Origin of the sequence: Gluconobacter sp. Dm-44 (genome assembly GCF_018256175.1) — a bacterium.
Classification (GTDB): Bacteria; Pseudomonadota; Alphaproteobacteria; order Acetobacterales; family Acetobacteraceae; genus Gluconobacter; species Gluconobacter cadivus.
Window position 1 is genome coordinate 406,726 of record NZ_JAERLZ010000001.1, and the last position, 18,356, is coordinate 425,081.

17 protein-coding genes are annotated in these 18,356 nt (G+C 61.5%); 7 read left to right on the top strand and 10 right to left on the bottom strand.

From position 1 onward, the window contains the following. Nucleotides 1-186: 186 nt before the first annotated feature. On the top strand, nt 187-531 hold the full coding sequence (locus JK213_RS01875) for an iron-sulfur cluster assembly accessory protein (protein ID WP_194261616.1): 345 nt from the start codon (nt 187-189) through the stop codon (nt 529-531). Nucleotides 532-535: 4 nt separating this feature from the next. Further along, a complete protein-coding gene (xth, locus tag JK213_RS01880) occupies nt 536-1,312 on the top strand; it encodes an exodeoxyribonuclease III (RefSeq protein WP_194261617.1) in 777 nt (258 codons plus the stop codon). A 41-nt stretch (nt 1,313-1,353) separates the two neighbouring features. Here the strand turns inward: xth and JK213_RS01885 are convergent, their stop codons facing one another. After that, the gene (locus JK213_RS01885; protein WP_062033715.1) at nt 1,354-1,626 is read right to left on the bottom strand and encodes a YXWGXW repeat-containing protein; all 273 of its coding nucleotides are present in this window, start codon (nt 1,624-1,626) and stop codon (nt 1,354-1,356) included. A gap of 573 nt (nt 1,627-2,199) precedes the next feature. Here JK213_RS01885 and JK213_RS01890 point away from each other — a divergent pair. Continuing rightward, entirely contained in the window at nt 2,200-2,430 is a 231-nt protein-coding gene (locus JK213_RS01890; protein ID WP_228125354.1) for a hypothetical protein, read from the top strand. A gap of 86 nt (nt 2,431-2,516) precedes the next feature. On the opposite strand, the gene aspS is transcribed toward JK213_RS01890, so the two are convergent. From aspS to JK213_RS01905, 3 genes are all read right to left on the bottom strand, one after another. Continuing rightward, nucleotides 2,517-4,313 carry an aspartate--tRNA ligase gene (gene aspS / locus JK213_RS01895; RefSeq protein WP_194261618.1) on the bottom strand — a complete coding sequence of 599 codons (1,797 nt, stop codon included), beginning with the start codon at nt 4,311-4,313 and terminating at the stop codon, nt 2,517-2,519. A gap of 93 nt (nt 4,314-4,406) precedes the next feature. Then, the gene (locus JK213_RS01900; RefSeq protein ID WP_194261619.1) at nt 4,407-5,978 is read right to left on the bottom strand and encodes an FAD-dependent oxidoreductase; all 1,572 of its coding nucleotides are present in this window, start codon (nt 5,976-5,978) and stop codon (nt 4,407-4,409) included. Nucleotides 5,979-6,121: 143 nt separating this feature from the next. Further along, nucleotides 6,122-6,889, bottom strand: coding sequence for a DUF2076 domain-containing protein (locus tag JK213_RS01905; protein WP_194261620.1), 768 nt, complete (start codon nt 6,887-6,889; stop codon nt 6,122-6,124). Between the two features lie 154 nt (nt 6,890-7,043). On the opposite strand from JK213_RS01905, the gene JK213_RS01910 reads away from it, so the two are divergent. Genes JK213_RS01910 through JK213_RS01920 form a run of 3 tightly spaced genes read left to right on the top strand, consistent with a single transcriptional unit; the run spans nt 7,044 to nt 10,660 of the window. Next, nucleotides 7,044-7,919: a glycine--tRNA ligase subunit alpha gene (locus JK213_RS01910; protein WP_099285417.1), complete on the top strand. Its 876-nt coding sequence runs from the start codon at nt 7,044-7,046 to the stop codon at nt 7,917-7,919. Further along, complete coding sequence (glyS, locus tag JK213_RS01915; RefSeq protein WP_194261621.1) at nt 7,912-9,966, top strand: glycine--tRNA ligase subunit beta; 2,055 nt, start codon at nt 7,912-7,914, stop codon at nt 9,964-9,966. The genes JK213_RS01910 and glyS overlap by 8 nt, the downstream gene beginning before the upstream one ends. 25 nt (nt 9,967-9,991) lie before the next feature. After that, a complete protein-coding gene (locus JK213_RS01920) occupies nt 9,992-10,660 on the top strand; it encodes a hypothetical protein (RefSeq protein WP_194261622.1) in 669 nt (222 codons plus the stop codon). A 26-nt stretch (nt 10,661-10,686) separates the two neighbouring features. Here JK213_RS01920 and JK213_RS01925 read toward each other — a convergent pair whose 3' ends face one another. The 6 genes from JK213_RS01925 to JK213_RS01950 form a co-directional block, all read right to left on the bottom strand. Further along, nucleotides 10,687-11,964 (bottom strand): hypothetical protein, encoded by a 1,278-nt coding sequence (locus JK213_RS01925; protein ID WP_194261623.1) that lies wholly within the window; start codon nt 11,962-11,964, stop codon nt 10,687-10,689. Further along, nucleotides 11,954-13,141 carry a rod shape-determining protein RodA gene (rodA, locus tag JK213_RS01930; protein WP_194261624.1) on the bottom strand — a complete coding sequence of 396 codons (1,188 nt, stop codon included), beginning with the start codon at nt 13,139-13,141 and terminating at the stop codon, nt 11,954-11,956. Before rodA ends, JK213_RS01925 begins: the two co-directional genes overlap by 11 nt. Next, the gene (gene mrdA, locus JK213_RS01935; protein ID WP_194261625.1) at nt 13,138-15,141 is read right to left on the bottom strand and encodes a penicillin-binding protein 2; all 2,004 of its coding nucleotides are present in this window, start codon (nt 15,139-15,141) and stop codon (nt 13,138-13,140) included. Before mrdA ends, rodA begins: the two co-directional genes overlap by 4 nt. A gap of 63 nt (nt 15,142-15,204) precedes the next feature. Next, nucleotides 15,205-15,771, bottom strand: a complete 567-nt coding sequence (locus JK213_RS01940) for a hypothetical protein (protein ID WP_099285421.1) — start codon at nt 15,769-15,771, stop codon at nt 15,205-15,207. A gap of 4 nt (nt 15,772-15,775) precedes the next feature. Beyond that, complete coding sequence (mreC, locus tag JK213_RS01945) at nt 15,776-16,705, bottom strand: rod shape-determining protein MreC (protein ID WP_194261626.1); 930 nt, start codon at nt 16,703-16,705, stop codon at nt 15,776-15,778. Between the two features lie 17 nt (nt 16,706-16,722). Continuing rightward, nucleotides 16,723-17,772 (bottom strand): rod shape-determining protein, encoded by a 1,050-nt coding sequence (locus tag JK213_RS01950; protein WP_062033912.1) that lies wholly within the window; start codon nt 17,770-17,772, stop codon nt 16,723-16,725. A gap of 310 nt (nt 17,773-18,082) precedes the next feature. On the opposite strand from JK213_RS01950, the gene JK213_RS01955 reads away from it, so the two are divergent. Continuing rightward, entirely contained in the window at nt 18,083-18,337 is a 255-nt protein-coding gene (locus tag JK213_RS01955) for a YMGG-like glycine zipper-containing protein (RefSeq protein WP_062110705.1), read from the top strand. Nucleotides 18,338-18,356 lie beyond the last annotated feature (19 nt).

The following is an 18,356-nucleotide window of genomic DNA, read 5'->3' on the forward strand; positions in this document are numbered from 1 at the left end:
ACATGTCCTGCGTGAGCCGTCGGGCCGGGAGAGCGCCGTTTCGGGCGGCTTACGGGGGCATTCTACGCCAGCATCGTGCCGGTGCAAGCGTGGTCCCTCTGCCCTTCCCCTTTGCTCTGGGGGGCGCTCTGGCCATATAATCAGGACCGCAGTTGTCTTTTCAGAAAAGTCCGGGAACCAGAACCCATGTCCGACACCGTGCCTTTCAGTGTTTCCGCCAGTGCGGCCGCCCGCATCAGGGAGATCATTGCAGCGCAACCCGAACCTGAGGGGCTCGCGCTGCGCGTTGCGGTGCTGGCCGGAGGCTGCAACGGGTTTCAGTATCAGTTCAAGCTGGAACGCGATCAGGCCGCGGATGATGTCGTCATCGAACGGGACGGCGCACGCGTGTTCGTGGATACGACCAGCCTCGACCTGCTGGAAAACGCGGAATTGGAATTCGTGGACAAGCTGATGGGCGCCCATTTCACGGTCACGAACCCCAATGCGGCCTCGTCCTGTGGCTGCGGCACCAGCTTTTCGCTAGCCTGAGTTCATGAGCAACACGCCGTTTACCTTCGCAAGCTGGAACATCAATTCCATCCGCGCCCGCGCCCATCATGTTCAGGACTGGCTGGAGCGCCATCCGGACTGCGATCTGCTGTGCCTTCAGGAAATCAAATGTGAGGACAGCCAGTTCCCGGCCGTGTTCGCGGAAGCCGGGCTGCATGTCGCAACCTCTGGGCAGAAAGCCTATAATGGCGTGGCCCTGATTGGACGCCGACCTTTCACAGTGACGCATCATGCGCTTCCGGGCTTCGATCATCCGTCTGCCCGTTATATCGAGGCGGAGCTTGATGGAATCACGATCGGCAATCTGTATCTGCCCAACGGCAATTCCGGCGGTGAGGACGGTTACGCGACCAAGCTCGTGTTTTTCGACGCTTTAGCGGAACGCGCGCGTGTTCTGCTGGAAGCTGAGAAACCGTTTGCGTTCATCGGCGATTTCAACGTCTGCCCGACGGACGAGGATCTGGCACCCGGCGCGCTTTCCCCTGACGACGCGCTGGTTCGTCCTGAAACCCGTGCGGCGTTCCGTAGGCTGGAATGGATGGGGCTGACGGATGCCCTCCGAGCCCTGCTCCCTGCGGGCCGACATTACACGTTCTGGGATTATCAGGCGGCGGCCTTCCAGCGGAACTCAGGGCTGCGGATCGACCATGCGCTTCTGTCGCCCCGTCTGGCCGAGCGCCTGACAGCTTTTGTGATCGACCGGGACGAGCGGGCGAAGGAAAAGGCTTCCGATCACGTTCCGGTTCTCGTCACGGTCTGAAGGCGCAAGGGGAACAGGCCGCCTGTCCCCCTTGCGCCACCTCATGCGTGTCGTAGACTGGGTTTTCTGCTCAGATGGCCCGGCTGCCACTGATACCCGTTGCCGCTCCAGCGCCAGTAGCCCGGCACCCAGTGCAGGTCTCCGCGATGGGGCGGAATTGTTTCCGGCAGCGTATGCGGAGGCGGAGGCGGCTGGCGGTATGGGCCGCTATAGGGCACGAACTGGGCATGGGCTGTTCCCGACATCGGCGCAATCGCCATCGTACCTGCAAACAGGGCGGAAACAGCCAAGATCCCTGACAGATGTTTCAGCATCAATGCTCTCCTTCTCATGACGCCTTGTCACGGAAAGATGATGGCGAGACCGTCTTGGCGCGGCTGCGGCGCATCTATGGCGGAATCCGGGCAGATGATGATTTTGTGTTGCAGAAGTGATGCCCTTTCCACCTCTGTAACGGAAAGATACAGAAGTTGATCTGTGTCCTTAAAAACACAAAATCAGGATGAAATTTATTTTCAGTCTTTGATTTTGAATATCTTATATTGACTGTATCTTTTTTGACACAACCCCTGCTGCGCGCTCACATCTTGCGCATCCGCTTCGCACGCCAGTACCGCAGACCTTCATATCGTTTTTCGTTGGGGGTTTTCATCATGTGCATAGACTGGCGGCTTGCGGCCTATATTTTCGGCAGTATCTGGGCCTTCCCGCTTCGCGCACAGACGCCCGCCTATTTCATGCCCGCACATCATACCGCCCGCGCACAGATACCTCGTCCAGACTCCCTCCGGGGTCCTGCCCTACTGGACGGCATGAAATACCGAACCGCTTCAGGCAGATTAACCTTTAAACAGACAGAAACGAGCCCCTCTATCCGAGCCGAATGGATGAAGCTGGATTTGGCCAACCTCTCAAAAATCGGCCCTCTGAATGTCGAACGCGCGACACAGTCACCGCTGATGGAAGAAAAAGGCGTGACGACGACTTTCGCCTACCCGTTGAAAGCCCTTCCAGGCGTGGACCTGACGGCGAGTTTCTTCGGAGGACACCGCGACACCATTCAGGGTGCCGCAGGTGGGAGTGCAGCCGTCACAGGAGGCATCCGAGTGCACTGGTGAGTGTGCGAACACACATGGCATAAAAAAACAGCATCTCCCGTGAAGGAGATGCCGTTCAGGCAACAGCGGAAAAACTCTCTTGAAAGTTACTTGCTGGCGGTCGGCTTGGGCTTCGGCAGGTCGAGCGCCAGATGCAGTTCTTTCAGACGGGCCGGTTCGATAGGGGCCGGGGCTTCCATCATCAGGTCTTCGCCGCTCTGGTTGAGCGGGAAGAGAATGACTTCGCGAATGTTTGGCTCATCGGCCAGCAGCATCACGATACGGTCCACGCCCGGTGCGGCGCCACCATGCGGCGGAGCGCCATAACGGAAGGCGTTCAGCATGCCGCCGAAGCGCTCTTCCACGACCTCGGGGCCGTAGCCTGCGATTTCGAACGCACGCAGCATGACTTCCGGCAAATGGTTCCGGATGGCGCCCGAGGACAGTTCTACGCCGTTGCAGACGATGTCGTACTGGTAGGCGTTGATCGTCAGCGGGTCCTGCGTGTTCAGCGCGTCGAGGCCGCCCTGCGGCATAGAGAACGGGTTGTGCGAGAAGTCGACCTTCCCGGTTTCCTCGTTCAGCTCGAACATCGGGAAGTCCACGACCCAGCAGAAACGGAACGCGTTCTTCTCGATCAGGTCCAGTTCTGTGGCAACCTTGGTGCGGACAACGCCGGAGAACTTGGCGACTTCATCACCCTTGCCTGCGGCGAAGAACACGGCGTCCCCAGCCTTGAGGCCGCAGGCTTCACGGATGCTCTCGACGCGCTCGGCTTCGAGGTTCTTGGCAATCGGGCCTTTGCCACCTTCGGCTTCAAAAATGATGTAACCCAGACCACCGGCACCGCTTTCACGCGCCCATGTGTTCAGCTTGTCGAAGAAACCGCGCGGACGGTCGCCCGCACCCGGAGCCGGAATGGCGCGGATCTGGCCACCCGAGGCCGCGATCTTGGCAAACAGGCCAAAACCGGACTCTTGGAAGGCTTCCGTGACGTCCTTGATGATCAGCGGGTTCCGCAGATCCGGCTTGTCGGAACCGTAGTCGCGCATGGCGTCGGCATACGGAATGCGCGGGAATGCGCCGTCCGTGATTTTCCAGCCTTCAGGCGTGAACTCGTTGAACACGCCCGCGAGGACGGGCTCGAGCACCGTGAAGACGTCTTCCTGCGTGACGAACGACATCTCGAAATCGAGCTGATAGAACTCGCCCGGGCTACGATCAGCGCGCGAGGCTTCGTCGCGGAAGCAGGGTGCGATCTGGAAGTAGCGGTCGAAACCGGCAACCATCGCGAGCTGCTTGAACTGCTGCGGAGCCTGCGGCAGGGCGTAGAACTTGCCCGGATGCAGACGGGCGGGGACGAGGAAGTCCCGCGCGCCTTCGGGGGAAGAGGCCGTCAGGATCGGCGTCTGGAACTCGGTGAAGCCCTGAGCGATCATGCGCTGGCGCAGGCTCGTGATGACCTTGCTGCGGAGCAGGATGTTCTGGTGCATCTTGTCACGGCGCAGGTCGATGTAACGGTATTTCAGGCGCAGTTCTTCGGGGTAGTTCTCGTTGCCCGCGACCTGGAATGGGAGAACTTCAGCGCTGGAGCGGACGTCCAGAGCCTCGGCCAGAACTTCGACGTCACCGGTCGGCAGGTTCGGGTTGCGCTGCGATCCATGACGCACCACGACCTTGCCGGTCACGGTGATGACGCTCTCGACACGCAGGCGCTCGACCTTTTCCAGCAGGTCCGTGCCCGAGGGGATGACGATCTGCGTGACGCCGTAATGGTCGCGCAGGTCGATGAACAGCAGGCCGCCGTGATCGCGCTTGCTGTGCACCCAGCCGGAAAGACGGACGGTCTGCCCGGCGTTCTCTTCACGCAGTGCGCTACAGTCATGGGTGCGGTATGGATGCATGGCGGGCCTCTTCAACGTCCTGTGCGGATAAGTGGGCGCAGGAAGCCGGGACGGCCCTCTGATGTCAAGTTTTCTGCGACCTCAGGGGCGGGTTCAGGCCTTTTCCTTCATGAAACCATCAAAATCGACCGCAGCCCGCGCCATGTCTGAGGCATGCCCCGCCCCGGCCAGCGCGATGGGTTTGCCATCCTTTAGATAGGTCGCGAGGAACCTGAAACCACGGATATCGCCTTCCAGCGCCACATTGTCGAAGCTCTCGCCCCAGCCCAGAAGCTCGATTTTCTTGCCAAACTGCTGCGTCCAGAACCACGGCATCGGAACGTTCGGGGTATCGTGCCCCATCATCGCAAGAGCCGCGATCCGCCCCTGTACCTCGGCATGACGCCAGTGCTCGATTCGCCGTGGCGCACCATCATGAAAGACGGCGGATGCGTCCCCGGCTGCATAGACGCCGGGATAGGCCCCAACATCATCGCCCCGCGTTACGCGCATCTGGCCGTTCACGACAATCGCACCGCTCTTGTCCCGCTCCAGCCCCAGAACATAATCCGTGGCCGGGATAACCCCAACGCCGAGAAGCACGAAAGCAGCGGGCAGACGGGTTCCGTCATCCAGTTCCACGCCCGACGCCTTCTCGCCGTCGCTCTCATTGGCATAGATCTTCGTCACCCGCGCATCCGAGACGAACGCCACACCGTTTTCTTCATGAAGCTGTCGCAGACGAATGCCGATTTCACGCCCGAACTGTTTTTCCATCGGGATTTCGTTATCGGAAACAATCGTTACTCCGACGCCGCGCTGACGCAGGGAAGACGCGGCTTCCAGCCCGATGAACCCCGCACCGACGATCGTGACCGCCAGATCGGGGTCGAGAATGGCGGCAATCCGCTCGGCATCCGCTTCGCGGTGCAGCGTATAGACGCCCCTCATGTCCACGCCCGGAATATCCGGCTTTTTGGTGACGGCTCCCGTAGCGATCAGGACATGATCGGCTGTCAGTTTTGTCCCGTCCTGCAAGGTTGCGGTGCGGGTCTGCGGGTCGAACTGTGCCACATGGCCGCGGATGCGCGTGATGTCGCGCTCTGTATAAAACTCCTCCTCCCGAACCGGGGGCGCATGGGCCTTTTCGGATTCGCTAACGAGGACGGTCTTGCTCAGGGCCGTGCGGTCATAGGGAAGATCCTTTTCCTCGCTGACCATTGTAATCGTGCCCGCAAAACCTTCCGCCCGGAGCGTCACCGCTGCGCTGACAGCTGCGGCCCCAGCCCCGAGAAGCAGAACACTGTCGCTTTCCTGTCGTTTCGCAGGCGCGACACGCTGCACCGGTTTCAGCCCAACCAGAACACGTCCGTCGACAATCTGGGCGGGGTAACGTGGCAGGGGATCGAGGGCCAGCGGTTCGACGAGGCTTCCATCCGTCGCATCAAAAACCGCCTTGTGCCAGGGGCAGACCAGCACGCTGCCTTTTTCCGTCCGGCAGAACGCGCCCTGCTCCAGCGGGGCCTCCTTGTGCGGGCATTTCCCAGCGAAGGCGTGGATTTTCTCGCCGTCGCGAATAAGCACCACCGGCGCTCCGTCCAGCGAAAACGGAGTGATCCTGCCATCTTCGAGCGCATCGAAAGCGGAGAGATCGCGGAAATCGGCATTCGGGGCGGAGTGAGACATCAGATGGGGCCTCCCGATCGGGAAAGAGGTCAGTCATGAGAGCGAACGCAGCATAAGGCGCCGGGTTGACAAACATCAAAAAACCCGCCCGGACATCAAGTCCGGACGGGCTTTTGGAAAACATCTGTCCGGTGGAGACAGGCTCAGAACATGTCGTCGAATCCGCCGCCGTCACCGCCGCCGAAGTCTCCGCCACCGGAATCGCCACCGCCGAAATCGGAGTTGGAGAAGTTGCCGGCATCAGTGCCCGAACCGCCGAAGGGATCTGCGCTCGAAGCATCACTGCCATAATTGTTGATGATGGTATCGCCGCCCGTGCCCCAGCCACCGGCTGCGTCACCGCCGCCGCTGTGATGGTCGGAAAACAGGCCTTCAAGCGCGTTGGCGGCCATCATGCCACCCGCAACGCCCGCAGCCGTGGTCAGGGCCGAGCCTAAAAAGCCTGAGCCGCCACGCTGGAACATGCCCGGTTGATAGCCCGGCGGATACCCATATTGCTGCTGCGGCATGAAGTTCGGCGGAGGCGCGGCTTGTGCACCCCAGCCCGGCGGGGGGGCGGACTGCTGCGGACGGTTGCCACCACCGAAGAAGCCACCAAAGAGCCCACCCGGCTTGCCGCCGCCGGACTGCTGCGCCTGTGCGAGCTGCTGCTGGGCCTGCTGGAGCTGGAATTCAAGCTGGCGGATACGGTTCTGCGCCTGCGCCAGAGCGGCTTCCTGCACTACCGCCATCTGGGTGACGCGGTAGCGTGCTTCCGGATACTGCTGGAAGTTTTCGGCGATGAAGCGGTCCGCTTCGGGGTCTACAGGCGGCAGAGGGGCGGCCGGTGGCTGGCCGGGTCCCGTGACCTGCGGCCCTCCCCCGACACGGGCGACGAAACGGGCGATCAGATCGCGTTCTTCGTTATTCATCGTCATCATCCTTCCAGATGAAGAAATTGCTGAGCCTCCATCATATGATGCAGCCACGAGCACTCTACAAGATCAACCGCAGGAGGCTCCCTTCCGGTTCAGGGCCTGTGCCTGTAAGGTGACGCCCGATTTCTGCCAACCGGAGCCTATCGAATTGTCTGCGACCCGGCCGCTCTGTTTTCAGGACCTGATCCTGCGCCTTCATCAATTCTGGTCCGAGAAGGGCTGCGCCATTTTGCAGCCTTACGATACCGAACTCGGAGCAGGCACGCTCTCCCCTCACACCACGCTTCGCGCGCTTGGTCCCAAGCCGTGGGCTGCGGCCTATGTGCAGCCCTGCCGCCGTCCGTCGGATGGCCGTTATGGCGAGAACCCGAACCGTCTTCAGCACTATTACCAGTATCAGGTGCTGCTCAAGCCGACGCCGGAAGACAGCCAGCAGCTTCTGCTCGACAGCTATCGCGCCATCGGGATCGACCCGGAACTGCACGATATCCGATTCGTCGAGGATGACTGGGAAAACCCGACCATCGGCGCGTGGGGGCTGGGCTGGGAAGTCTGGTGTGACGGGATGGAAGTCTCGCAGTTCACGTATTTCCAGCAGGTTGGCGGCATTCCGACCGTCATGCCATCCACGGAGCTGACCTACGGGCTTGAGCGTCTGGCGATGTATGTGCAGGGCGTTGAGAACGTCTATGACCTCGATTTCAATGGTCGTGGCCTGACCTATGGCGATGTGTTCCTGCGTGCCGAGCAGGACTATTCGCGCCATAATTTCGAGCTCGCCGACACGCAGATGCTGCTCACCCATTTCAACGATGCCGAGCGCGAGTCCATGCGTCTGTCCGAGGCTGGCGTGGCCCAGCCCGCTTATGACCAGTGCCTCAAGGCCTCGCATCTGTTCAATCTTCTGGATGCACGCGGCGTGATTTCCGTGTCCGAGCGCGCTTCCTATATCGGGCGCGTCCGTGCGCTGGCCAAAGCCGCCTGCGACGCCTGGCTCGCCGGTGAGGAGACGTCCCATGGCTGAACTCTTTCTCGAACTGTTCAGCGAGGAAATCCCCTCCGGTATGCAGGCCCGCGCGGCCGACGATCTGGGTTCGCTGCTGACCAAAGCGCTCGATGGCCTGAATCCGCGCGATCTGCGGACGTTTTTCGGGGCCCGACGCATCGCGGCAGTTCTGAACATCGATGCCGAAATCCCCGCCCGCAGCGTGTCTGAACGCGGCCCGCGCGAGGGCGCTCCGGAAAAGGCTCTGGAAGGCTTCACGCGCAAGCATGGCGTCACACCGGCGGATCTGGCGCAGGAAAACGGCTTCTGGGTTCTAAACAAGTCCCTTGATCCAGTGAGCGCGGAAAGCCGCGTTTCCGAAGCCGTGCCGGATCTGCTGTGGAAGTTCCCTTGGCCCAAATCCATGCGCTGGGGTGCGGGATCGAACTTCACATGGGTCCGCCCGCTGCGTCGGATCGCGTGCCTGCTGGACGGGCAGGTCGTGCCGTTCACCCTCGCCCGTGACGGGGATGACGCGCATGGGCTGAAGGCGTCGAACCTCTCCGAAGGTCACCGCTTCCTTGCAACCGGCGCGTTCGAAATCCTGTCCGCCTCGCAGTGGCAGGACGAGCTTGAGACGCGCTCGGTCATCGTGGACATGGACAGCCGCCGCGACATGGTCCGCACCGGCGTGGCACGGCTGGCGGAGCAGCATGGCATTACGGTCGTGCAGGATGACGGGCTGGTCGATGAGGTCTGCGGACTGGTCGAATATCCGGTGCCGCTTCTGGGCAAAATCGACGCGGCGTTCATGGATCTGCCTGCCGAAGTGATGCAGGTTTCCATGCGGATCAACCAGCGGTACTTCGCACTGCGCAATCCGGACGGGAAAGCCGCGCCGTACTTCGCCTTCATCGGCAATCTGCCGTTCAAGGACGGTGGCAAACTGACAACGGCGGGGAATGAGCGCGTGCTCCGCGCCCGTTTTGCCGATGCGCGACATTTCTGGGATCTGGACCGGAAAACGAAGCTGGCTGACCGCGTTCCGGCGCTGGCAGCGGTGACCTTCCATGCCAAGCTGGGCACGCAGGCCGAGCGCGCCGAGCGGATTTCGAAGCTGGCGGGCACCGTGGCACAGGCCATGGGACTCGACGGCGCACAGATTGCTCAGGCCGAGCGCGCGGGTCTGCTGGCCAAAGCCGATCTGACGACCGGGATGGTTGGCGAATTCCCGGAACTTCAGGGTGTCATGGGCGGCTATTACGCGGCGCATGATGGCGAAGACGAGGCCGTTTCCCGCGCCGTGGCCGAGCATTACCTGCCGCGCGGTCAGTCCGACGACACGGCAAAAATGCCGGTTTCAGTGGCCGTGGCCCTTGCGGACCGGCTGGATCTGCTGGCCGGGTTCTTTGCCATTGGCGAACTGCCGAGCGGTTCGGGCGATCCGTATGCGCTGCGTCGTGCCGCACTCGGCATCATCCGCACGATCCGTGACAACGGGCTGCGTCTGGACCTGACGACGCTGTTCGCAAAGGCGGCGAACGGACGTGCAGAGGGCGAACTGACCAAGCTGCCGGACTTTATGGCCGAGCGTCTGCGCGTGCAGCTTCGCAGTGAGGGAGAACGGCATGACGTTCTTGCGGCCATCCTGACGCACGGTCTGGATGGCTATCTGGTCCGGCTTCTGGCCCGGACCTCGGCTCTGTCGGACATGATCCAGACGGAAGACGGGCGCAACCTGCTCTCTGCCGCCAAGCGTGCCGCCAATATTCTGCGTATCGAGGATAAGAAGGACGGCCCGCATACCGGCGCGTCCGATCCGGCTCTCTATACGCAGGACGAAGAACGCGCTCTGGCCACAGGTCTGGATCAGGCCGTTCCTGCGATTGAAACAGCTCTCAAAGAAGAGCGTTTCACGGATGCGATGCAGGCTATTGCGGCCCTGCGCCCGACGCTGGATCGCTTCTTCGAGGCCGTGACGGTCAATGCACCGGAGCCGGAGGTGCGAGTCAATCGCCTCAAACTGCTGGCCCGCTTCCGCACCACAACGGCCCTGATTGCCGATTTTGGGCAGATCGAGGGCTGATTTTCAGGGGAAGCGCAGGATACGGATGTCTTTCGCTTCCCCTTCGACCGACCGTCGGCCCACAGACGCTCTGTTCCCTTCCACAAAAAAGGCGACGCTGATGAACCCGCTTCAGATTCACCTCATTACCGCCGAAGCCACAGACACGTCTGCCATCGTCAAGGGACATGTCAGCGGAGGCGTCGTCGGCGGACAGTCCGGTACGGTCGGAATGGTTCATGGGCGCACTGACACCATTCTCTCCACGCATATCTTTTACGAAAACCGGGCCTATACGCTCAGTCAGGTTAACGGGAAGCTTCCGATCCGGGCCGGAGACAGGCTGCTTGTCCTGTGTCGCAAGACAAAGACCGGAGAATGGGGTGTTCTGTCCGTCCTGAACCTGAGCAACGGGACGTCCTATCGTCATAGTAGCGGGGCTATAGCGATCTATCTGTGGGCGGCGGCTTTTCTGTCGCTTTTCACCATATTTTTCGGGGTCGGGCTCGTTCTGGCCCCGCTCATGCTCTATCTGGCGGGGAAATTCACGTTTGTGACCATGCCACAGATTCAGGCCGCTAATGCCCGTCTGACCATGATCGAAGCCCTCCCGCCAGAGGCCCGTGACGCTTCGATTGCGGACTTCAACACATCGCCGCCGACCTCTATAGCCCGCACACCCGCCGATATTCTGGCCGGGCGTCACAGGACCTGAGGGGCACACGCAGGATCCGTCGGTTCTCAGCGTTTGCGGATCTGGGCGGTCATTGGTGAAGGCTGGATGCCGTAAGTGATGATTGTTCCGGAAGGGGCGCGCTCGAACTCTGCGGCTTTCGTATAGAAATCCGACATTGGAAAGAATGGAAAGTGCCAGTCCCGGATACAGGCTGCTGTGACGAGCAGGAGCGTCGAGACGCCGGCTGCCTTCAGCGCAGGACGCGGAGCACGAGCAAGAACGAAGAATGACCCGAGCAGGGTCAGCATCGCGAAGATGTAATACCGATCGCTCCAGCCAGAATACTGCATGACATGCCACTGGGGCTGATCAATGGACACCTGAGGATGGGCCAGGGCCGCCGCAAACGTCAGCCCGGAAGCAAGAAGCGCCTCACGGAAAATCGCGGGACCCCGCAGACAGGCATAGATCAGGGCGGCGATCCCCAGAAGACAGAGTACAACCGCCGGGCTACGGTGCTGCCACCACAATGCCGACCCCGCCACATCCGCAGCGGCATGCTGCCCGAACAGGAGGCCGATCTCGATATTGAGGGCGATAATGCGCATCCCCGTGATGAGCGAGGCGCCAAGTTCAGTGCCAACCCGCTGATGCGCTTTGTGCAGATAGGTCAGCGCCTGCAATCCGACGCACAAAGTAACGAACGCCAGTCGTATCAGATGTGAACGATCCCGGACCGCTGCAACCCGGAGCAGAGCGATCGGAAACAGGAAGACGCAGAACGGCCCTGTCAGCCCTGACAGCAGCAGGACTGCTCCGTCGAACAGGCGCTGCCCCCAGCCCTGTGGCGGCGTGCTCTGGAGAACCAGAAACGCCAGAATGGCGAGGTGCCACTGGGAATTGGTGAGATTGACCTGCACTTCGTAGGAATTGGGCAACGCGACCATGAACAGCGCGAACAGCAGGCGCGACGTCCTGTCCGGCCATGCCTGATCGAGACGTCCGGTGAGCAGGAACAGAGGCGGCGCGAGCTGCACCATAAAGGCCACGACCGCAAAAAGGGTCGGAGCCAGATGGAACGGCAACCCCTGTGCCAGAAGGCCGATCAAGCGCGGGAAGGTCTGGAGGTATCCCGTCTCCGGATTGAGCAGGCTTGCCAGACCCTGCTCATAGGCCTGCGGGTACCAGACCCATGAATCTTCTCCCCAGAACTGCGCCATCAGCAGTGCGCCTGGATGTCTCAGGAACAGGGTCACTGCGAAGACCAGTCCCCAGAGCACCATCTGACGCACGGACATCCCACCCTGCGGGATCGTGAGGGCACGCAGATACTCAGTCCTCATCGTCTTCCATCCCCGGATCGCGTTCATTCCGATGCACCCAGGCGGACATGAGCAGGCCAAAGCCGAACATCATCGTCAGCATCGCCGAACCGCCATAGGAAATCAGCGGCAGCGGCACGCCACCAACCGGGATCGCGCCCATAACCATCGACAGGTTTACGGCGCAGTACAGGAAAAAATCCATCGCAATGCCCAGACCCAGCAGCCGCCCGAACTGGTTGCGGCTGCGGATCGCAATGAGCATTCCACCCATGACGAGCGTTGCAAGCAAGGCGATAACGGCAATCCCGCCGACGAAGCCCCATTCCTCCCCGATCATGGTGAAGATGAAGTCCGTCTGTTTTTCCGGCAGGAAATTCAGCTGTCCCTGACTGCCATGCAAATATCCCTCACCCCACATCCCGCCCGAACCGAGAGCAATCTTGGACTGGATGATGTTGTAGCCAGCGCCGAGCGGATCATGTTCGGGATGCAGGAAGGTGTCGATCCGGGCTTTCTGGTAGTCATGCAGATGGCTGTAGATCAGCTTTCCCATGAAAGGCAGCGGCGCCACGAGCAGCAGGATCTGCCACAACCGCATTCCCGCCGCGAAGAACATCGCCGCCCCGATGACGCCGATGATAGTGGCCGTGCCGAGATTGGGTTCCTTGAGTACCAGCAGGACCGGCAGCAATGTCAGGAGCGCGGGCGGGATCAGGCGCAGCGGATTGCCCATCCGCTCGTTGCCAATCCGATGAAACCACGTCGCCAGCATCAGGACGAGGCCGATCTTGGCGAATTCGGAGGGCTGGAACTGCATCCCCGCCAGATTGATCCAGCGTTCCGCCCCCTTCCCGACATGCCCCATCCGCAACACAAGAGCGAGGAGCGTGACCGAGAGCAGATAGACGGGAACCGCCGCCATCCGCAGAACGCGCGGACTGACGAGCGAGACCGCAATCATCATGACAAGGCCGAAGCCGAACCGCACCATCTGCGGCCCGGCAAACGGCTTGGCCGAGCCTCCGCCCGCGGAATAGAGCGCGATATAGCCCACACCCGCCAGCACACAGACCAGCAGGACATACAGCCAGTTGACCTGAAGCAGACGCGCCATGGGCCTGAAATCAGGCTCGGCACGCAGGAGGCGGCGGTCGGATTTGAGAAAGCCGAACGTGTTCAGGCCGTTACGTTTCATTGCGTCGCTCCCCGCTCCGGCTGATCATCTGCAACGGGGTTCTCCGTGGGAGCAGAAGCGCTGGCTTCAGCAGGGACGGACGGCGTTTGTGCCTCCACAGGGGGTTGCGGAGCGGCAGGTCGGACGTCACTGGCCGGATCGCGCAGCAGAGTATCGGTCATGATGAGTTTGGCGAGCGGAGCGGCTTCGTCCGCGCCCGCATTGCCATGTTCCACCACCACCGCAACGGCATATTTCGGATTGTCGTACGGCGCAAAGCAGATGAACAGCGCATGGGGGCGGTATTCCCACGGCAGGTTCATGGAGTTGAAGTGCCCGGATTCACGCAGTGCCCGCGACACACGCCGGACCTGCGCCGAGCCTGTCTTTCCGGCCATCTGAATGCCCGGCAGATCCAGCCTCGCCTTGGGAGCCGTGCCGTGCTGATCGTTGACGACCGCAAACATGCCGCCGCGCACGACATCCAGAAATTCCTCTGGAAGATCGACCTTGGGCACCGCCTCGTCCGATGCCATGGCGGAAATCTGGTCATTGGTCGCCCGCAGCAGATGCGGCTGAACATTACGGCCCGAAGCGATGCGGGAGGTATAGGTCGCAAGCTCCAGCGGTGTGACCTGCACGAAGCCCTGCCCGATGCCGGCATTGACCGTATCGCCGCCATTCCAGTGAAAGCCGTGCTTCTGGCGCCATTCCGGTGTCGGGATCACACCGGACCGGACATGGGGCAGTTCGATATCTGGCCTGACACCCAGACCCATCAGGTTGCCGACGGCCTTGATCGGGTCCATGCCGCAACGACGCGCCACTTCGTAGAAATAGACGTCACAGGAATATTTCAGACCCTCGCGCATGTTGATCATGCCGTGGCCCCACCGGTTCCAGCAATGGAAACGCACGCCACCCAGATCGTAATATCCGGGGCAGTTGAAACGGTCCTGCGCCGTAACGGAACCGGATTTGAGGGCTGCGAGCGCCACGGCGGGCTTGAAGGTCGAGCCGGGCGGATAAAGACCAGACACGGCCTTGTCCACCAGCGGCGTGCGCGGATCACTGGCCCATTCGTTCCATTGAGCATGGCTGACGCCTGAATCGAACAGGGACGGATCGAAAGACGGTGTGCTGACCATCGCCATCACTTCGCCGTTCCGACAGTCCATGACGACCGCACTCGCCACACGGTCTTCAAGACGATCAAGAACCTGTTGTTGCAGGACGGAATCCAGCGTCAGGCGCACGTCCTCGCCCTGTTGCCCTTCTACGCGGTCGATCTCGCCGATGACACGGCCGACCGCGTTGACTTCCATCTCCACGGAGCCCGGCTCACCACGCAGGGAGGCTTCCTGCGTCTGCTCGATCCCAGCGCGACCGACGCGCATTCCCGGCAGCGAAAGCGTCGTGTCCTTCGCCACGTCCTCCTCGTTCGGAGGCGCGACATAGCCCACGATATGGGCGGTCAGCCCCTTGAACGGATACAGCCGCGTCGAGCCCACATCGACCAGCACACCCGGTAGAGACGGCGCGTTGAGTTCGATCCGGGCCATGTCGTCCCAAGACAGGAATTCGTGCAGCGTAACGGGAACGTATTTATGGACGTGCCGTAGATCACGCTCGATGCGCGTGCGGTCATGCTCATCCAAAGGCACGATCTGGGAGAAACGCTCGATAACGGCCGGGATGTCCGTCGTCTCTTCCGGCATCAAAAGCGCGCGCCAGCTGACCTTGTTGTCTGCAAGAGCCACACCGAAACGGTCATGGACCGTGCCGCGCGCAGGCGCGAGAAGGCGTTTGCTGGTCCGGTTGCGTTCGGCAAGCTGGCGCAGATGCCCGCCATCCACGACCTGAAGATTATACAGCCGCCGCCCGAGCACCCCCAGAACCCCGGCCTGCACGGCCATAACCAGCAGGGCGCGGCGCGTGAAAACGCCGCGCCCCGAACGCACAGGCTCAGCCTGACGTTTCTGGCGTATCCGCGAACGGAAAGGAGTGTTTCGGGAAAACATCAGGGCAGGATTTCAGATCCGGAAAAGAAAACAGCCTTCGACGCGGCACGTAGAAGGACGCTGTCAGGCCTGATCGGGATTGGCAAATGTGCGGCGTCCCCAGACGAACAGCGCGGTCAGGCTGGGATAGATACCGATTGTCAGCGCCGCCTGAAAGAGGCCAGGTGCGGGAGAGAGCAGTGCCACGGCGTGCAGACACACGAGCGCCCACTGAAAGAAGGAGGCGATTATAGCAAAAATACTGAAAATCAGCCACCCCATGAGAAATCCCAGACGCGACAGGCCATAGCGCCAGTGATGCGCCACACCGTAAATCACCAGAAGCGACAGCAGCACTGTTCCCGGCGGCCCGAAGCTGAAAATTTCCACAACCAGCCCACACAGGAAGACCGCAAGCGCCGGCATGGAGCGGGGACGGCTATGGGCCCAGAACCAGACCGTACACATCGCAATCCCGAACTGAAGCTGCGCCTGTCCGGGAATTCCAAACGGCGCGGAGAGCAGGATGGCCGAAAACATGATGAACAGCGACGGCATCGCCGCCCGGATGGACATGTCGAGCGCGCGGCGGAAAGTCTGTTTGGGTTCGACTGCGGAATGCAGATGGGGCGTGGAGTTCTCGGCGACCATGCGCTTACTGCCCTCCCCGTCCCGGCATATCCGGCAGGTTGGGCAGCCATGAGAATGGCAGCGGCCCGGTAAGCGGATTCTGCGGCAGTTTCTTTACCCGCACGCGGCCCGGCGCATCCGGCGCCTGCGAATCGTCATCGCCATAATCGAACACGCGCACGATATCGAGCCGGTCCAGATCCGCATCCGGCACCACAACCGGGCGGTTCGGTGCGCTGTAATGCACCGTGCCGACCGGCAGCCCGGCGGGCATTGTGCTCTGGCCCCGCGTCTCGACGCGTTCACCTTCAACGGGATGATGGTCCTGCGGGTAGAAGATCAGGCGCGGCGCGGCGGTATCGTCACCGGCCATGATCGCATCCCCATGCGAGGAGGCCAGCGTGACGGGAATACGGCTGGCATCGTCATTGATCATCAGAACACGGACCGTATGGGGGCCGACTTCCGTCACACGGCCCAGCAATCCTGCCGCATCCAGCGCGACATCCCCGATCCGGACCTGATGGCCACTGCCCACATCCAGCAGAACCGCGCGCGAATACGGCCCCCCATCGTCGCGGGTGACGCGTCCGGTCACATATTGGGGAACGATCTGCGGAATCCAGTGCAGGCTGTTCTTAAGACGGCCATTTTCCGCCGCCAGCGCGACCGCGACATCGTACCAGTGTCGCAGAGCGCGGTTTTCGTCCCGAAGACGAGAGTTTTCTTTGGCCAGATCGGTCGCACCCCGCAGATCCGTCAGCCAGACGGCCACACGCTCCTGCGGCCAGACCAGTCCGTGATAGGCCGGGGCCATGAAATCCGTTGCCATCAGCCGCACGCCGTCAACAGCCGGACGACGGACCAGCCCCAGAAGGACAAGCCCGACCGCCAGCAGGATCAGGAGAGGCAGGATGGCCTTTGCAAGCACCTGCCGGGCATGGATGGACAGCATCCGGCGTCAGCCAGTCCTCAGTACATGCTGCTCAGAACACTACGCAGACGGCGCATTTCCTCCAGCGCCCGTCCCGTTCCGAGTGCGACGCAGGATAGAGCGTTCTCCGCAACCGTCACGGGCAGGCCCGTATAGAGGCGCAGTACCTCGTCCAGACGATACAGAAGCGCACCACCACCCGAGAGAACGATGCCCTTGTCCACAATATCGGCGGCCAGTTCGGGCGGCGTGTTTTCAAGCGCGGTCGTCACGGCATCGACGATCTGCATGACGGGTTCGGCCAGACTCTCGGCAATCTGCGCCTGGCTGACGACCACTTCACGCGGCACACCATTAATAAGGTCGCGGCCCTTGATCTCCGTCAGCGGACCGTCCGGGTTTGCAGGATCGTCCGGCATCATGGCGGATCCGAGTTCGATCTTGATCCGCTCAGCCGAGCTTTCGCCGACCAGAAGATTATAGGTCTTGCGAATATAGGAGATGATGGCTTCGTCCATCTTGTCTCCGCCCACGCGCGCGGAACGGGCATAGACGATGCCGCCGAGGGAAATGACAGCAACTTCCGTCGTGCCACCGCCAATATCCACGATCATGCTGCCCGAGGGTTCCGTGACCGGCAGGCCCGCGCCAATGGCTGCCGCCATGGGCTCTTCGATCAGCATGACCTTGCGTGCGCCCGCGCTCTCCGCACTTTCCTGAATCGCACGACGTTCGACCGCCGTGGCGCCGGAAGGTACGCAGATGATGATCTGCGGGCTGGCGAAAGCGCGGCGGTTGTGAACTTTGCGGATGAAATGTTTGATCATTTCTTCCGCAACTTCAAAGTCCGCAATCACACCATCGCGCAGCGGACGGATGGCCGTGATGTTTCCCGGCGTGCGGCCAACCATCTGCTTGGCTTCATTGCCAACCGCAAGAACCTGTTTCTTGCCACGCACTTCGGCGATCGCCACAACGGAGGGCTCATCGAGGACAATGCCGCGACCCTTGACATAAACGAGCGTGTTGGCAGTGCCGAGGTCGATGGCCATGTCGGCAGACATGAGACCCAGCAGACGAGAAAACATCCAAAACTCCTGGCGCGGCTCTGTGCGGGTGACAGATGGCGGATCGTGATTGCGGGGCGGTTCCCCGCGGGTGGACTTAACCAGACGCGGCAGGTTCAGCAAGGCCCGGAGAGTCAATATAATGCGCGCGACGGGATCGGGGCGTCCAGATCCCATTTTTCAGATCCCATCCGGGGACATGGAAAAAAATAATCGTGCGCCCCGATCCTGCCACCCTTCTGTCACGTTATATGTGTCTAGAAGTGCGAAACCGTTCCTTCCGACCCGATCATCGGATTACGGACCGGAACGTCAAACAGGATGATTTGTCATGAAAACCCTTACAACACCCCGCTTTCTGGCAGCTCTGGCTCTCTGTGGCGTCGCTCTCACCGGCTGCGGCAGCCCGTATGACAGCGGATCCCGTGCCGGGTCCGGCGCCCTGATCGGTGCAGGTGGTGGTGCAGCAATCGGCGCGCTGGCCGGTGGCGGACGCGGTGCGCTCATCGGTGCGCTGGCTGGTGGCGGCACGGGGGCCGCAGTTGGTGCCGCAACGACACCTAACCGCCCACGCAACGGATATTGAGCTATAAGCAGCGCTCACT

What these genes read in the sequence shown, in the direction of transcription:
- JK213_RS01875 (WP_194261616.1), top strand. Translation starts at nt 187, where the DNA reads ATGTCCGACACCGTGCCTTTCAGTGTTTCCGCCAGTGCGGCCGCCCGC.
- xth (WP_194261617.1), top strand. Translation starts at nt 536, where the DNA reads ATGAGCAACACGCCGTTTACCTTCGCAAGCTGGAACATCAATTCCATC.
- JK213_RS01885 (WP_062033715.1), bottom strand. Translation starts at nt 1,626, where the DNA reads ATGCTGAAACATCTGTCAGGGATCTTGGCTGTTTCCGCCCTGTTTGCA.
- JK213_RS01890 (WP_228125354.1), top strand. Translation starts at nt 2,200, where the DNA reads ATGAAGCTGGATTTGGCCAACCTCTCAAAAATCGGCCCTCTGAATGTC.
- aspS (WP_194261618.1), bottom strand. Translation starts at nt 4,313, where the DNA reads ATGCATCCATACCGCACCCATGACTGTAGCGCACTGCGTGAAGAGAAC.
- JK213_RS01900 (WP_194261619.1), bottom strand. Translation starts at nt 5,978, where the DNA reads ATGTCTCACTCCGCCCCGAATGCCGATTTCCGCGATCTCTCCGCTTTC.
- JK213_RS01905 (WP_194261620.1), bottom strand. Translation starts at nt 6,889, where the DNA reads ATGAATAACGAAGAACGCGATCTGATCGCCCGTTTCGTCGCCCGTGTC.
- glyS (WP_194261621.1), top strand. Translation starts at nt 7,912, where the DNA reads ATGGCTGAACTCTTTCTCGAACTGTTCAGCGAGGAAATCCCCTCCGGT.
- JK213_RS01920 (WP_194261622.1), top strand. Translation starts at nt 9,992, where the DNA reads ATGTCTTTCGCTTCCCCTTCGACCGACCGTCGGCCCACAGACGCTCTG.
- JK213_RS01925 (WP_194261623.1), bottom strand. Translation starts at nt 11,964, where the DNA reads ATGAGGACTGAGTATCTGCGTGCCCTCACGATCCCGCAGGGTGGGATG.
- rodA (WP_194261624.1), bottom strand. Translation starts at nt 13,141, where the DNA reads ATGAAACGTAACGGCCTGAACACGTTCGGCTTTCTCAAATCCGACCGC.
- mrdA (WP_194261625.1), bottom strand. Translation starts at nt 15,141, where the DNA reads ATGTTTTCCCGAAACACTCCTTTCCGTTCGCGGATACGCCAGAAACGT.
- JK213_RS01940 (WP_099285421.1), bottom strand. Translation starts at nt 15,771, where the DNA reads ATGGTCGCCGAGAACTCCACGCCCCATCTGCATTCCGCAGTCGAACCC.
- mreC (WP_194261626.1), bottom strand. Translation starts at nt 16,705, where the DNA reads ATGCTGTCCATCCATGCCCGGCAGGTGCTTGCAAAGGCCATCCTGCCT.
- JK213_RS01950 (WP_062033912.1), bottom strand. Translation starts at nt 17,772, where the DNA reads ATGTTTTCTCGTCTGCTGGGTCTCATGTCTGCCGACATGGCCATCGAC.
- JK213_RS01955 (WP_062110705.1), top strand. Translation starts at nt 18,083, where the DNA reads ATGAAAACCCTTACAACACCCCGCTTTCTGGCAGCTCTGGCTCTCTGT.